15 protein-coding genes are annotated in these 13,537 nt (G+C 72.1%); 6 read left to right on the top strand and 9 right to left on the bottom strand.

Annotation, left to right across the window (positions count from 1 at the left end):
* Positions 1-20 precede the first annotated feature (20 nt).
* Complete coding sequence (locus tag NH2_RS09870) at positions 21-461, bottom strand: nitroreductase family deazaflavin-dependent oxidoreductase (RefSeq protein ID WP_067651554.1); 441 nt, start codon at positions 459-461, stop codon at positions 21-23.
* Complete coding sequence (locus NH2_RS09865; protein ID WP_067651551.1) at positions 458-1,039, bottom strand: PadR family transcriptional regulator; 582 nt, start codon at positions 1,037-1,039, stop codon at positions 458-460. The genes NH2_RS09870 and NH2_RS09865 overlap by 4 nt, the downstream gene beginning before the upstream one ends.
* Before the next feature lie 179 nt (positions 1,040-1,218).
* On the opposite strand from NH2_RS09865, the gene NH2_RS09860 reads away from it, so the two are divergent.
* Positions 1,219-2,877, top strand: a complete 1,659-nt coding sequence (locus NH2_RS09860; protein ID WP_067651549.1) for a cutinase family protein — start codon at positions 1,219-1,221, stop codon at positions 2,875-2,877.
* Here the strand turns inward: NH2_RS09860 and NH2_RS09855 are convergent.
* Positions 2,765-3,601 carry a CPBP family intramembrane glutamic endopeptidase gene (locus tag NH2_RS09855; RefSeq protein WP_157103673.1) on the bottom strand — a complete coding sequence of 279 codons (837 nt, stop codon included), beginning with the start codon at positions 3,599-3,601 and terminating at the stop codon, positions 2,765-2,767. The genes NH2_RS09860 and NH2_RS09855 overlap by 113 nt on opposite strands.
* A gap of 190 nt (positions 3,602-3,791) precedes the next feature.
* On the opposite strand from NH2_RS09855, the gene NH2_RS09850 reads away from it, so the two are divergent.
* Positions 3,792-4,073 (top strand): hypothetical protein, encoded by a 282-nt coding sequence (locus NH2_RS09850; RefSeq protein WP_157103672.1) that lies wholly within the window; start codon positions 3,792-3,794, stop codon positions 4,071-4,073.
* A gap of 63 nt (positions 4,074-4,136) precedes the next feature.
* Here the strand turns inward: NH2_RS09850 and NH2_RS09845 are convergent, their stop codons facing one another.
* Both NH2_RS09845 and NH2_RS09840 read right to left on the bottom strand, forming a co-directional pair.
* Positions 4,137-5,078 carry a hypothetical protein gene (locus tag NH2_RS09845; protein ID WP_067651537.1) on the bottom strand — a complete coding sequence of 314 codons (942 nt, stop codon included), beginning with the start codon at positions 5,076-5,078 and terminating at the stop codon, positions 4,137-4,139.
* 240 nt (positions 5,079-5,318) lie between these two features.
* Positions 5,319-6,113 carry a thioesterase family protein gene (locus tag NH2_RS09840; RefSeq protein WP_067651535.1) on the bottom strand — a complete coding sequence of 265 codons (795 nt, stop codon included), beginning with the start codon at positions 6,111-6,113 and terminating at the stop codon, positions 5,319-5,321.
* A gap of 46 nt (positions 6,114-6,159) precedes the next feature.
* Between NH2_RS09840 and NH2_RS09835 the strand changes: the two genes are divergently transcribed.
* Complete coding sequence (locus NH2_RS09835; RefSeq protein WP_067651534.1) at positions 6,160-6,549, top strand: dihydrodipicolinate synthase family protein; 390 nt, start codon at positions 6,160-6,162, stop codon at positions 6,547-6,549.
* 14 nt (positions 6,550-6,563) lie between these two features.
* Here NH2_RS09835 and NH2_RS09830 read toward each other — a convergent pair whose 3' ends face one another.
* Positions 6,564-7,499 (bottom strand): alpha/beta hydrolase, encoded by a 936-nt coding sequence (locus tag NH2_RS09830; protein ID WP_067651532.1) that lies wholly within the window; start codon positions 7,497-7,499, stop codon positions 6,564-6,566.
* Between the two features lie 106 nt (positions 7,500-7,605).
* On the opposite strand from NH2_RS09830, the gene NH2_RS09825 reads away from it, so the two are divergent.
* Positions 7,606-8,133: a hypothetical protein gene (locus NH2_RS09825; protein WP_067651529.1), complete on the top strand. Its 528-nt coding sequence runs from the start codon at positions 7,606-7,608 to the stop codon at positions 8,131-8,133.
* 300 nt (positions 8,134-8,433) lie between these two features.
* A complete protein-coding gene (locus tag NH2_RS09820) occupies positions 8,434-10,029 on the top strand; it encodes a TROVE domain-containing protein (protein WP_067651525.1) in 1,596 nt (531 codons plus the stop codon).
* 46 nt (positions 10,030-10,075) lie between these two features.
* Here the strand turns inward: NH2_RS09820 and NH2_RS09815 are convergent, their stop codons facing one another.
* The 3 genes from NH2_RS09815 to NH2_RS09805 all read right to left on the bottom strand — a co-directional run bounded on the left by NH2_RS09815 (position 10,076) and on the right by NH2_RS09805 (position 12,726).
* Positions 10,076-11,047, bottom strand: coding sequence for an undecaprenyl-diphosphate phosphatase (locus tag NH2_RS09815; protein ID WP_245650491.1), 972 nt, complete (start codon positions 11,045-11,047; stop codon positions 10,076-10,078).
* Positions 11,048-11,144: 97 nt separating this feature from the next.
* Complete coding sequence (locus NH2_RS09810) at positions 11,145-11,732, bottom strand: DUF4126 domain-containing protein (protein ID WP_067651522.1); 588 nt, start codon at positions 11,730-11,732, stop codon at positions 11,145-11,147.
* Between the two features lie 43 nt (positions 11,733-11,775).
* Positions 11,776-12,726 (bottom strand): DNA polymerase domain-containing protein, encoded by a 951-nt coding sequence (locus tag NH2_RS09805; RefSeq protein ID WP_067651512.1) that lies wholly within the window; start codon positions 12,724-12,726, stop codon positions 11,776-11,778.
* Between the two features lie 185 nt (positions 12,727-12,911).
* Between NH2_RS09805 and NH2_RS09800 the strand changes: the two genes are divergently transcribed.
* On the top strand, positions 12,912-13,532 hold the full coding sequence (locus NH2_RS09800) for a YdcF family protein (protein WP_067651509.1): 621 nt from the start codon (positions 12,912-12,914) through the stop codon (positions 13,530-13,532).
* Positions 13,533-13,537: the final 5 nt, after the last annotated feature.

The following is a 13,537-nucleotide window of genomic DNA, read 5'->3' as shown; positions in this document are numbered from 1 at the left end:
GGTCTCCGCCCGGCCCGCGCTCAGACCGGGTCGATGCGGAACGGCGCCAGCCGGTCGGCGGCGGCCTCGAACTCCTCGACCGCCCCGGTCCGCACCACCCCGGCGTCCCGCATCATCTCCACCCCGCGCGGCACCTGCTCGACGAAGGCGCGCAGGATCGGCCCCCGCTCGGCGACCGGAATCTCCACCATGCGCGCGGTGCGGGTGCGGCGGCCGCTGCGCAGCTCGACTGTGCCCGCGGCGCGCACATTGTGCGCCCACGCCGAGCCGGGGATGCCGCTGAGCACGTACTCGGCGCCGTCCACCCCGAACGGGGTCACCGGCGTGCTGCGCGGCTGCCCGCTCTTGCGGCCGCGCACCGTCAGCACGGTGACCGGGCCGAGCGCGATGCCCACCCGCTGCAACCCCTTGATGACCACGTTGAAGAACCGCACCTTGCGCGGCAGGGCGACCCGATTCACTGTTCCTCCAGTTCCGGCCAGGCGAGCGCGCCCGACTCCAGTTCGGTGACGATCCCGTTCAGCCACGCCAGCTCGGCGCGGCGCAGGATCTGGGCGTACTCGGCTTCGAGCAGCAGCGCGCGCGGGACCGCCGCGGCGGTCGCGACTCCCAGATCGGCGTCCACCTCCGCGATCCGGGCGGTGAGCGCGGCCGCCCGGCGGCGCAGCAGCGCCGCCACCTCGGCGGCGGGCAGGTGCAGGGCGTGCGCGAGCCCGGCCGGGAAGACCGGGAACTCCTCGGCCTGCTCGCCCAGGTACTCGCGCAGCTGCTCGGTGAGCTGCACCCGGCCCGCCGGGGTGACGGCGTAGACGGTGCGCTCCGGGCGGGCGCCGTTGCGGGCCGAGCAGATCGCCTCGATCAGCCCGACGCGCACCAGCCGGGCGATGGCGTCGTAGAGCGAGCCGCCGCGCAGCCGCACCACGTCGCCGACGTGGCGCTGCCGGATCAGCGACTGCATCTCGTACGGGTGCCGCGGGCACTCGGCGAGCAGGCTCAGCACCGCGAGGGTGAGCGGGGTGCGGGCGGCGCGAGGCGGCATCGGGGCCCATCAGTCGAAGTCGAATAACCGAGTTCGACTATACGGGTGTGATCCGCGCGACGGAAGATCAGTGGAGAACCACCCGTAACACCAACCCCTCGAATCCCGACGTGCCTGGTGACATACGGCCCGTCGGGGGGCCTGTCCGTCCGCTTGTCGAATCAGGAACGGATACCGGGATGCCTCTTCGGGATTTCTTCGCGCGCCACCGCATCGCCGCCGCGGTGGTCGCGCCCGCCACGCTCGGGGTGGTGGCCATCGTGGCCGCGACCTGGGCCATCAGCGCGCCGGGGCGCGAGGATGCCACGCAGCTCACCAGCTCGGTCACCGAGTGCCACGACATGGTGACCATCTCGGTCGCCGGCCGCAACGACGCGCCCGCCCAGGACAGCACCAAGCTGCTGGTCGACGCCGACGGCAAGCCGCTGCCCGCCGCGCTCGCGGGCGACCACAACAGCGAGTGGGTCGACCCGGTGGTCAACGCGCCCGACGGCGCCGTCGACCCGGACTCCTACGCCGCCGTCTACATCGCCTACCCGGCGAACATGTCCAGCTACGAGGACGCGGTCGAGACCGGCGTCGCCAACACCAAGCAGGTCATGAGCGAGATCAGCGCGGCCTGCCCGGACACCCGCTTCGCCATCGTCGGGTACAGCGAGGGCGCCGACGTGGTGCGCCGGGTCGCGATGGAGATCGGCAACCAGCAGCCCGGCGCCGACGGCGAGTACGGCATCGTCGACCCGGACGACGTGGTCGGCGTGGTGATCCTCGCCGACTCCGGCCGCTCGCCCGGCGACGGCCCGTTCATCGGCGCCGCCAACGCCTGCAGCAACCCGGACGGCTTCGACCAGAAGTACCAGGGCGCCACCTGCACGCCTGCCTCCGGGCAGGGCGCGGTCGCAGGCACCAGCGGCGGCTTCGGCGCGCTCGACGGCAAGATCGCCTCCTTCTGCTCGGACGGCGACCTGACCTGCGCCGCCCCGGAGAACATCTCGCTGCTGCAGCTCGTGGTGAACGTGGGCAGGCAGCTCGACGTCGACCGGCTGCAGGCGGAGGGGCTGACCCCGGCCACCGGCGCCGACGTCGCGGTGGCGCTCGGCCGGATCGCGCTCGCCGCCTTCGCCGATATCCAGGCGCAGGGGCTCGGCAACTGGATGCAGAGCGACGAGACCTTCCTGGACGTGCTGCTCCGGGTCTCCGATCCGCAGTACGACCCGGCGGCCGCGCCGCAGAAGCCGGCCAAGGCCGACACCATCGCCGCGGACGAGCTCTCGCCGCTGGCCTACCTGCCGCAGAAGATCCTGAACGAGATCGTCGGGCTGATCGTCACCAACGAGAACACCATCCCGGTCGTCATGAGCGACCCGTACCAGCTCACCCTCGGCCCCGACCACACCGGCCACCACTTCGACTACTGGGACGACGCCGACCCGGGCAACGACCGGCCGCTCACCTCGGCGCAGTACGCCGCCGCCTGGCTGACCCACCTGGCCAAGCAGGCGCAGGCCGGGGAGCCGGTGGATACCAAGGCCAAGCCGCAGGCGGAGGATTACGCCACCGTGCAGGCCGCCGTGCAGAGCACCACGGCCAAGCCGACGGCCACCACCACCGCGAAGCCGACCGCGACGACCACCGCGACCGGGACGCCGGGCAGCTCGGCGTCGAGCAGCGCCGCGGGGGCCACGACCACGGAGAGCGCGGCGCCGGCCACGACGCCCGCGCCGGTCACCACCCCGCAGGTAGCGGCGCCGCCGACCACGACGCCGCAGGCGACGACGACCGGATCCGCCGCCACCACGACCGAATCGCCGACGTCGACCACGACCGGCGCGCGCTGAGCGCGGAGCCAGCAGCGGCCCCGTCCCCGGACGGGGCCGCCGTGGTGCGCGCCGCCGCCGGCGCCGCGGCGGCGAGCGTGGCCTCCGCCGCGCCGTGGTAGAAGTACCGCCCGAGCCCGACGGTGAAGACGAGCACGCCGTAGATCGAGTGCTCGACGGTGGCCGCGAAGAGCGAGCCGGTGCGCCGGTAGCGCAGCGCGAAGAGCACCCCGCCCGCCCCGCTGAGCAGCACCGAGATCCAGCTGCCGAAGGCGATGTGCACGATGCCGAACGCGGCCGCGCTGGCCGCGATCATCGCCGTGCCGTCGCCGAAGACCGGGGCGTAGCGGTCGAAGACGAAGGCGCGGAACACCAGCTCCTGCGGGTACACGCTGAGCACCGGGTACAGTACCATGACCGCGGCCCACAGCCCCGGGTGCCTGCGCGGCAGCTCGAAGAGATCGGCCGGGCGCACCGCCGCCACCGCCCCGGTGAGCGCGGCCGCGCTCGCCCCCGCCAGCAGCGCCATCGACCCGGCTTCCGGACGCAGCGCGCCGGCGCGCCAGAAGGCCCTGCGGTCGAAGGTGGCCGAGCGGCGCAGCTGCCTGGTCACCCCGGCCCCGAGCGCGATCAGCACCGGAATCGGTGAGGTGCCGCGGAACCTGGCGTTGTAGAGGGCGGCGCCGCCACCGAAGAGCAGCGCGAACTCCGCGCCGAGGTACAGCTGCCGTCGCGAGAGTCGCACGGAATCGAGCGTAACCGCACGCCACCGCTCCGTGCGCGCCGGAATTGTCCGGTTGAGCGGGGTCGGAGCGGGTGGTCACCGGCCATTGCCCCCGCGTTCATCCGCCGGACGCGCGATGGCGGCATCGGCTGCCTAGACATTGGCCGGCGGTAGCTGAGCTACCGGCGCGATTTTCGAGAAGAGGGAATGTATGAGCACAATTCGTGCGTTCGGTGTGGCCGCGATCGCCGCGGGCATCGTGCTCGGCGGCTCCGGCGTGGCGTCGGCGCAGACCGATGTCGGCACCGGCTCGGCCAACTTCGCCGATGGCCTCACCCGGCTCCTTGTCACCGGCTCGGGCGGGGTGAAGCCGCTGCCGACGCCGGTCGTCGAGGGCTACCCGAACCCCTACCTGGACGGGTGGAGCGCCGGTTCGTCGAACCTGCTCACCGGACTCGGCAACCTGATCGGCTCCGGTTCGGCCGCCAGGTAGCGGTCACCGGCGACGGCGGCCCCGCACGATGAGGTGCGGGGCCGCCGTCGGCGTTTCCGGGGGTCAGTTCAGGGTGAAGGCCGCGGTGGGTGCGGAGCCCTCGCCCTCGGCGCCGAGCGCGTTGTAGGAGAGGGTGTACGTGCCGGTGCCGGGGGAGTCGACGACGAAGACCGCGAAGTTGTCCGGTTTGTCGATGGTCTGGTTCGCGGCGAGCAGCTCGTTGATCGGCCCCTTGAAATCGGCGGGCACGGTGCGGCCGTCCGGGGTGCGGACGCTGAAGTACTGGTAGTAGATGTTCGCGCCGCCCGCCGGAATTCCGCCGCCGCCGGTGAGCGTCACGTGCAGCGCGAGATCGGACCTGCCGCGGTCGCCGGTGCTGTAGCTGGGGTGCAGGGTGGCCTCGGTGACGGTCGCGGTGGTGTCGCCCTGGGTGAGCGTGGCGGTGATCGGGAAGCTGCGCGGCTGCACGCTCTGCACCTGCTCGCCTGCGTCCAGCGGAATGATGGTCTGGTTGTCGGTGGCGGTGCCGTAGACGATGGTCAGGGTGTCGATCAGGTGCTCGGCGTCGTCCAGCGACTGCACCGGGGTCTCGGCCCTGCCCTTGCCCTTGCCGCCCGCGGCGACGGTCGGGCTGTCGAAGGTCGCCCCGCCGTCGAGTTCGCCGTTGACCAGCAGCGTCGGGGTGAGGCCGAGCATGCGGTCGGTGAGGCCGGTATTGGCGTAGGTGAGGTCGATGGTCACCGCGGCCCCGCCGTACTGGTCCGGGACCACGGTGGCCCGGTCCACGGTGATGGTGAAATCGTCGTACCAGCCGGTCTTGCCGATGGTGCGCACGGTGGACTGCCCCGAGCGGCCACCCGGCGCCGGGACGCCCGCGGCCGGGGCGGCCGACGACGGGGCGGCCGGGGTCGCGGTGCCGGTCTCGTCGTCGCAGGCGGTCAGGGAGAGGACGGCGAGGGCGAGCGCCGCCGCAGTTGCGGAGATCCGGACGAGGGGAGTTGGCACGGCTGCCTCCAGGGAGCGCGAACCCGTCCGGCGTGGTCCGGGTCCGGGCGCACGGCGGGTTCCGCCCGAAGATATCCGCGCGCGCGCCCGTTGTTAACCGGAGTGCTCGGAGCCGCCACCACTTCGGTGGGGACGACAGTACCGAGCGGGAACAGATCGGTGCCGAGCCGCGCGCCGCCCCGGCAGCCAGGAAGGCGCCCGCGTCCGAAGCTGTCGGTTATCGAGATATCGATCAGTGCATCATTCAGCGCCGGGCGCGTTGTGGTGGATGAGCTGGTCCGCGTTCGAGAGCGAGCTCACCACGCAGGTGCCGAGCGGGCCGATGCGGTCGTACATGGTGGCGGTGCCGATGGAGACGCCGTCGGAGGCGAGCGAGTCCTCGGCGCGCAGCCCGAGCTCGAAGCCGATGGGCAGCCGGGAGAGCGTGAGCGTCATGTCGGCGTTGATGTAGGCCGCGTCCGCGGAGCCCCAGTGGCAGATGTGGTTGGCGGTGTCGCCGACCATGGCGGCGTGCTGGAACGGGGTCAGCTTCTCCCCGGCGACCAGCGCGGGAATGGCGTGCCAGGAGATCTTGCGCTCGGCGTTCTGGTGGTCGGCGTACTCGCCCGACCACTCCGACGCGCCGCTGCGGAAGAGCGGGGGCCCGCCCTCCGGCGGCACGATGCCGACCGGCGGCACCGGCAGCTCGCGCTCCGGGCGCCAGAGCTGCCCCGGCGGCGGAGCGCCGGTGCTCAGGAAGACCACGGTCGAGCGGGCGCGCACCGCGCCGTCCTGCACGATCCTGGCGTCCGCGACGGTGATCCGCCTTCCGGTGCGCACCACCTCGCTCTGCACGGTGATCGGCAGGTCCCGCACCGGGCGGAAGAGGTCGGCGGTCATCCGGGCGGGCACGAACCCCTCCGGGCAGTACCGCTCGACCTCGCGCGCCATGAGCCCGCATACGGCGGGGCCGCCGAGGTGCCCGCCGCCCCAGCTGCTGCGCGCGATCGGCTCCGGGATCATCGCATCGCCGTCCGGTGTGAAAAAGCTGACCATCGAACCTCCTGTGCCGCGAAGATCGACATTACCTAGTCCCGGACAGATGTCCGCCCGCGCCCTCTCCCCGGTCGCCGCCGCCCTGACCCCGTTCCAGCGCTCGGGCGCGGTCGACCCGGCGGCGGTGCGCGACCAGCTGCACCTGCTCGGCGCGGCCAGGGTGCGCGCACTGCTGGTGAACGGGACGACCGGCGAGTTCGCCGCCTGCACCGACGCCGAGCGCCGCGCCGTGCTCGAGGCGGCCCGGGTGCAAGAGCTGTTCGACCGCTACGGCACCTGCCGCCGCGCGCTGCCGCTCGTCGACATCTCCGCCGCCAAAGCCGCTCTCGCGGAACGTCTCCCGGGCTTTCCGGCCGCGGTTCGCCCGCCCCTGATCGCCGCCGACGCGGTGCAGGCGCGGACCATCGGCGCGGTCGTCCGCGAGGTGCTGGCCTAGGTTGCCGGGACGAGCTACGCGCCGACCGAGGAGAGCAGCATGGGCAGGGCATTGCCCATCTGGATCCTCCAGGCGTCCCAGTTGTGGCCCTGGTCGGGCACGTAGCGCTCGTCGACCTGGGCGCCCGCCCCCTGGAGCGCGTCGACGAAGCGGTAGTTCTGCTCGTAGAACTGCGCCTCGATCCCGTCGGCCTGCCCGTAGGAGACGAAGAGCGGGATGCCGGTGAGCCGGTTCACCTGGCTGTACGGATTGTTCGCCCGCCAGATGTCGCGCTGCGCGGGCAGGTCGCCCCACACCCGCCGCCAGTCCGCGCCGCAGCCCTGCCCCGGCCGGTCCGGGCCGCCCGGCGCGCCGGACTCGTGCAGCGGATCGACATTCCCGCTGAACGACGCCGCCGACTGGAACATCCCGCTGTACTTCGCCGCGAACTTCATGGCGCCGAGCCCGCCCATGGAGTTGCCCGCGACGGCGCGCGTCGTATTGGCCCGGTATCCGGACTCCAGCGTCGTCCGCACATCCTCGAGCAGATACTTCTCCCAGGCCGGAGCCCCCCAGTTGCCGCCGTTGTACCAGTCGGTGTACGCACTGCACCAACTGGTCTCGGGCAGCACGAAGATCGCCTCCCGCCCCGCGGTCAGCGCCGCCAGATCCCCGTTGTCACTCCACGATCTGTGGTTGTCGAACCCCCCGTGCAGCACCCAGATCGTCGGCCAGGTGCGATTCGCGTCCTTGGACCACCCGGGCGGGAGCAACAGCCGCACCACCTTGACCGACCAGTCCGGCCCCTCCAGGTTCGGCGAGGAGATGCCGATGTCCAGGATGCGGTCGCTGACCCGGTTCTCCCAGCGCACGATCCCGGTCGCCGACGCCGGCGCGGCGGGAACGAGAAATATTGCGGCGCCGAGTAATACGGCGAGCACAAGCAGTGCCGCCCTGCGTGGAGCTGGCATCGGATGTCCTTCCGTCGAGCCGTGCCGCCATAGTATCCAAGAACAACGGGGACTGAATGTTCCCGGAGTTGCCTGGCCGGTAACCCGGCACCGCTAGCGTGGCCGCGTGGCGAAGCAAGGGATCGAGTACAGCCCGGACAGGTCGGACCCGCAGCGGGTCCGGCTGTACGATGGTCTGCCGGAGGGGATCTCGCGCGCCGAGGTCACCTTCCGGGTGGCGGGCGGGCTGCGCGGTAGCCGGGTGGTGCCGGTGTCACGGGCCGAGTTCGCGCAGCTGCGTACCGCGCTGGAGAGCGGCTACGAGAGCCCGTGGAGCGCGCCGAGCCGGATCACCGTCTCCGAGGGGCAGTACTACGTGCGCCAGGCCGAGCAGCGGATCGCCGAGCGCGCGGCCGAGTTCGAGCGCAGGGCCGCGCGGATCGATCTGGACTGCCCGTGGTGCGAGCAGCCGCGCCGCTACCTCGGGCAGATCGGCTTCGTCACCGGCCACACCGGGTTCATGACCGAGGCGCCGAGCGAGCTCGGGCAGCTGGTCGACAAGCAGCACGCCTACCGCTGCGACAGCTGCGGCTCACTGCTCTACTTCGCCGACGGCGTGCTGCCGCACCCGCTGCCGGGGCGCAAGCGGAGCTGATCCGGGCCGGTCGATCCCGATTCCGGCGGCCGGCTCGGTCCGCAGCGCCTCGAAGACCGCGTCCCGGATCGCGCCGAAAATGGTTGGCGGCGTCCGGTGCTCGTTCCCTACAGTTCTCTCCAGGCAATCCGAGGTGGGCGGGCCGGAGTTGATCGGTTACCACTTTCACTGGAGCGGTCGCAGGTTCGAGTCCTGCCGGGAGCGCGGGCTCCCGTAGCTCAGCTGGTAGAGCACTTTGCCGGTCGGCACCCCACGACCGCCCACCCGGATCGCCGTGACCGCACGGGAGGAGGAACCACAATGGACGTGCTGTCGAAGATCAATCGCCGCAAGACCCCACAGGGCGAGCGCGCGCGGCCGGAGCAGGTGCCGAACTCCGCGGGCGGCTTCGTCTTCGCCGTGACGCCCGAGGTGCGGCTTCGCCGATTCCTGACGCTCGGCACCGACGGCGGCACCTTCTCCGTGCGGGCGCCCGAGCTGACCGCGGACAATGCCGAGGTCGTGCTGCACTTCGCGAGCGAGCGCACCGACGGCCTGGTGCGCGAGATCGTCGAGATCTCCACCTCCGGCCGGGCGCCGAAGCCGAACCCGGCGCTCTTCGCGCTCGCCGCGGCGGCCGCGCTCGGCGATGCCGACGGCAGGCGCACCGCGCTTGCGGCGCTGCCGCTGGTGGCGCGGACGGGTACGCACCTGTTCCTGTTCGCGCGCTACATCGAGCAGTTCCGCGGCTGGGGCCGCGGGCTGCGCCGTGGCGTCGCGCACTGGTACACCGCCAAGAGCGTCGACGCCCTCGCGTTCCAGGTGGTCAAGTACCGGCAGCGCGAGGGCTGGTCGCACCGCGACCTGCTGCGGCTGGCGCACCCGGTGACCACCGAGGACGACCGCAAGCGGCTCTTCGACTGGATCTGCGGGCGCGAGCCCGCGCTGGACGGGCTGCGGATCATCGAGGGGTTCGAGCGGGCGCGGACGGCTCCGGTCGCCGCGCTGCCCGAGCTGGTTCGGGAGTACCGGCTGTCCTGGGAGATGCTGCCCGACCACGCGCTGAGCGAGCGCGCGGTGTGGGAGGCGCTGCTGGACACCGGGATTCCGCAGACGGCGCTGCTGCGGCAGCTGCCGCGGCTGACCGGGCTCGGGCTGCTCGACCCGCTCGGCGACCGCACGGCGGCGGTGTGCGCGCAGCTCACCGACGCCGAGCGGCTGCGGCGCGGCCGGGTGCACCCGATCGCGGTGCTGGTCGCGCTGCGCACCTACGCCTCCGGGCGCGGGGTGCGCGGCGGCGGCAGCTGGCAGCCGTCGCGGCCGGTGGTGGACGCACTGGACGCCGCGTTCTACGCGGCATTCGAGGCGGTCCGGCCCACCGGGAAGCGGCACCTGCTCGCGCTCGACGTCTCCGGCTCGATGGGGGCGATGATCGCGGGGCTGCCGATCAGCGCGCGGGAGGCATCGGCCGCCCTCGCCATGGTCACCGCGGCCACCGAGCGGGAGCACACCATCGTCGGCTTCACCGCCGCCGGAAAGCGCCGGCAGGACGGCTCCGGGCTGCGGCCGCTCGCGATCGGGCCGCGGCAGCGGCTGGACGACGTGCTCGCCGGCACGGCGAACCTGCCGTTCGGCGCGACCGACTGCTCGCTGCCGATGCTGCACGCGCTGCGCACGGGCCTCGAGGTCGATGTGTTCTCCGTGTACACCGACAACGAGACCTGGGCCGGGCAGACGCACCCCTTCCAGGCGCTGAAGCAGTACCGGCGGGAGGTGAATCCGGCCGCGAAGCTGGTGGTGGTGGGCATGACCGCGACCGGTTTCAGCATCGCGGACCCGTCCGACGCCGGCATGCTCGACGTCGCCGGTTTCGACGCGGCGGTGCCCGCGCTGCTGGCCGACTTCGCCCGCGGGTGATCGAATCCCGCTCCCTCGTATCCGGGGGAGCGGGATTCGTCATGCGTCAGGTGGCGGCGACGACGCCGGTGGCGAGCAGCCCGATGACGACGAAGCCGAGGATGATGCGGTACCCGACGAACCAGTAGAACGAGTGGTTGGCGACGAACTTGAGCAGCCACGCGATCGAGGCGTAGCCGACGAAGAAGGCGAGAATGGTCGCGACGAGCAGCTGCGGGCCGGAGGCATTGAGCCCCTCACCGGCGGGTTCGAAGGCGTCCGGCAGGCTGAAGAGCCCGGAGGCGGTGACCGCCGGAATGGCGAGCAGGAAGGAGAACCGCACGGCGGCGGCGCGCTCCAGCCCGAGGAAGAGCCCGGCGGTGGAGGTGGCGCCGGAGCGCGAGACGCCGGGGATGAGCGCCAGGCACTGGGCCAGCCCCATGATGATGCCGTCCCTGGTGCTGAGCTGCTCGAGCGGCCGCAGCTTGCGGCCGTAGTGCTCACCCGCGGCGATCACCAGCGCGAAGACGATGAGCATGATCGCCACCAGCCACAGGTTCCTGGCGCCGGTGCGGATCTCGTCCTTGAAGACGAAGCCGAGCAGCCCGATCGGAATGGTGCCGATGATGACGTACCAGCCCATGCGGTAGTCGAGATCGCGCTGCGCGTCCGCGGTCTCGGTGACCACCGGCAGCTTCATCGTCGCGGGCTCGTTCGGGTTGTAGACCGGGAGCTTCGTGGTCACCTGGTCGGTGATCGGCACCGTCCGCTCGATCGGCTTCCGCCTGCCGCGCAGCCGCGCGCCGACCCCGGCGAACCAGGCCACGATGATCCGCGCGATGTCCTTGGCGAAGTAGACCAGCACCGCGGCCTCGGTGCCGAGCTGGGTCACGGCGGTGAAGGAGGCGCCCGCGTCGTCGCCGAAGAAGACCGACGAGACGATCCGCAGATGCCCCGACGAGGAGACCGGCAGGAACTCCGTGAGCCCCTGCACCAGCCCGAGTACCAAAGCCTGGACCCAGGTCATCGACTCGCCCACGCACCCTCCACACTCTCTCGCCCGCGATGTCCTCAGCGACGGTACAGGGCGGGGGGTGAACGGCGAATTGCCGGTTCTACCGGCCGGGGCCGCCCGGTCAGACCGGCGCTGCCACCTCGGCGCGGCGCCGCCGGAACCGGCGGGTGACCCGCCACATGAGGTAGAAGAGCCCGGCCAGCAGCACCGGAATCAGTACCGGGAGGACCATGGCGAGCAGGACCGTGCAGAAGGTCAGGATGTTCTCCACGATGGAGACCACCGGATTGGTCAGCCCGCCGGTGGTCGCGGTGCTGGCCGCGCGCACCCCGGTCTGGGTGGTGCTGAAGGCCAGCGCGGTCGGGCCGCCGACGATGATCCCGGCGATGGCGGCGGTGCTCGGATCCGCGGTCTGGAACACCGACCCGGCCGCGATGGCGCCCGCGATCGGCCCGGTGACGTTGCCCACGACGGAGAGCAGGTTGTCCACGTAGGGGATGAGGTCGGCGAGCAGCTCGGCGCCTGCCGCGACGGCCAGCGCCACCAGTGCGCCGGTCGAGCCGATCCAGGCGAAGGACTCGTTGAGATCCACGCCGAACAGGTCGAAGCGGGCGGCGACGCTCAGCATGAGCAGCGGCAGGAAGGCACGGAACCCGCAGGCGGCCGCGAGGCCGAGCCCGAGGAAAAGCGGAAGCACCCAGCTACTCATGATTGCGAGTGTAGGTGCGGTTTCCGGGTGGTTGTCCGGATCGTTACCCGGCCTCGCGCTTGGCCTTGGCCCTGCGCTTGCCCTCGTGCATGGCGGCCACCCTCGCCACCGGAATGGTGCGGCCGTGCTTGATCAGCTCGGCGGGCAGCCGCTGCGGCGCGGGCATGGCCGCCGCCCACGGGTCGCGCCCGGCCAGCGCGTCGAGCGCGGTGCGCACGGTGAAGTCGGCGGGGGTGACGCGGTCCAGGTCGGACCAGTCCAGCGGGAAGGACACGGGGGTGCCCGCCCGGAAGCGCGGGCTGTAGGCGGCGACAACGGTCGCGCCGCCCGCCCTGGTGGAGTCGACGAAGACCTTGCCCTTCCGGTCCTCGACGATGAACGCCGTGGTGGCGATGTCCGGGTCGAGCGCCTCGGCCCTGGCGGCGAGCGCGCGGGTGGCGGCCGCGACATCGTCGACCGGGGCGCTGTCGTCCACCGGGACGAAGACGTGCACACCCTTGGCGCCGCTGGTCTTCACCGCGCCCGCGAGCCCGCAGTCCGCCAGCGCCCGCCGCACCAGGTGCGCGACCGCGACCACGGCGGCGAAATCGCTGGCCGCCGGCGGATCGAGGTCGAGAATGAGGTGGGTAGGGCGATAGATGTCGGCGGCGAGGCCGAGCGTGGGGTGGTATTCGATGGCGCGCTGATTGGCCAGCCAGAGCAGCGTGCGCCGGTCGTCGCAGAGCGCGTACCGCACCTCGCGGTGCGAGGACTCCGCCCACATCGGCACCGTGCGCACCCACTCCGGGGTGTACTTGGGTACGTTCTTCTGCATGAACGGCGCCCGCCCGCGCAGTACCCGCAGCACGGTGAGCGGGCGGTCGGCGAGGCCGGGGAGGATACGGTCGGCGACGGCATCCAGGTAGTCGACGAGGTCGCGCTTGGTGGCCGCCGCGTCCTGGCTCAGCGGCTGGTCCAGATTGGTCAGCTCGACCCCGTCGCGCTGTTCGCCCATGCGCCCACCCTACCGTCACAACTTCTTCCGACCGGCCCGGTAGCACCTCACAACGTCACCGTCCCAGTGTCAATGCCGGGGTGCGGAGTTCGTGATCCGTCCAGACAACGCGGCGATCCGTGAATTCCGCGGTGCCCGCACCCGACCATGGAGGTATTCGTCCGCGCGCAGTTCAGGGGAATTCCATGGCCGGTAGGCATCGCAAACCCGCACCTCGTCCGCTACGCAAGGCGGGCGGCGCGCTCGCCGGGCTGGCCGCCGCGGTCGCCATTCCGGCCACCGCCGGCGCCAGTTCCGGCTCCGCCGGGCTGGAATCGCTGCTCAGCGCGGTGATTCCGAGCGGGGCGACGGCGGTGGCCGGGCCGCCCGCGGTGCGCGGACCGGAGACCGCGGTGGTTATTCTCGGCTACGGGCTACTTCCGGACGGCACCATGCGGCCGGAATTGGTGGAGCGGTTGCAGGCCGGCTATGTCCAGGCGCTGCTCGCGCCCGCCTCGCCGGTCGTGGTCACCGGCGGCAATCCGCAGCAGGGCGTCACCGAGGCCGCGGCGATGGCCGACTGGCTGATCGCACACGGAATCGCGCCGGGGCGCATATATATCGAATCCGAGGCCGCATCCACCGTGCAGAACGCCGAATACACCGCACAGATCCTGCGCGATATCGGCGCCCGCGATGCCGTCGTGGTGACCTCCGCCGACCATATCGCCCGCGCCAGGACGATCTTCGACGACGCCGGGATCGTGGTGGCCGCCGGGCTGACTCCCGATCAGCTCCCGGGGCTGGTCCGGCAGTTCGGCCTGTAGCGCCG

The organism is Nocardia harenae NBRC 108248 (genome assembly GCF_001612885.1).
GTDB lineage: Bacteria > Actinomycetota > Actinomycetes > Mycobacteriales > Mycobacteriaceae > Nocardia > Nocardia harenae.
The sequence above is the reverse complement of the archived record's forward strand: the minus strand, read 5'-3'. Positions and strand labels throughout refer to the sequence as shown.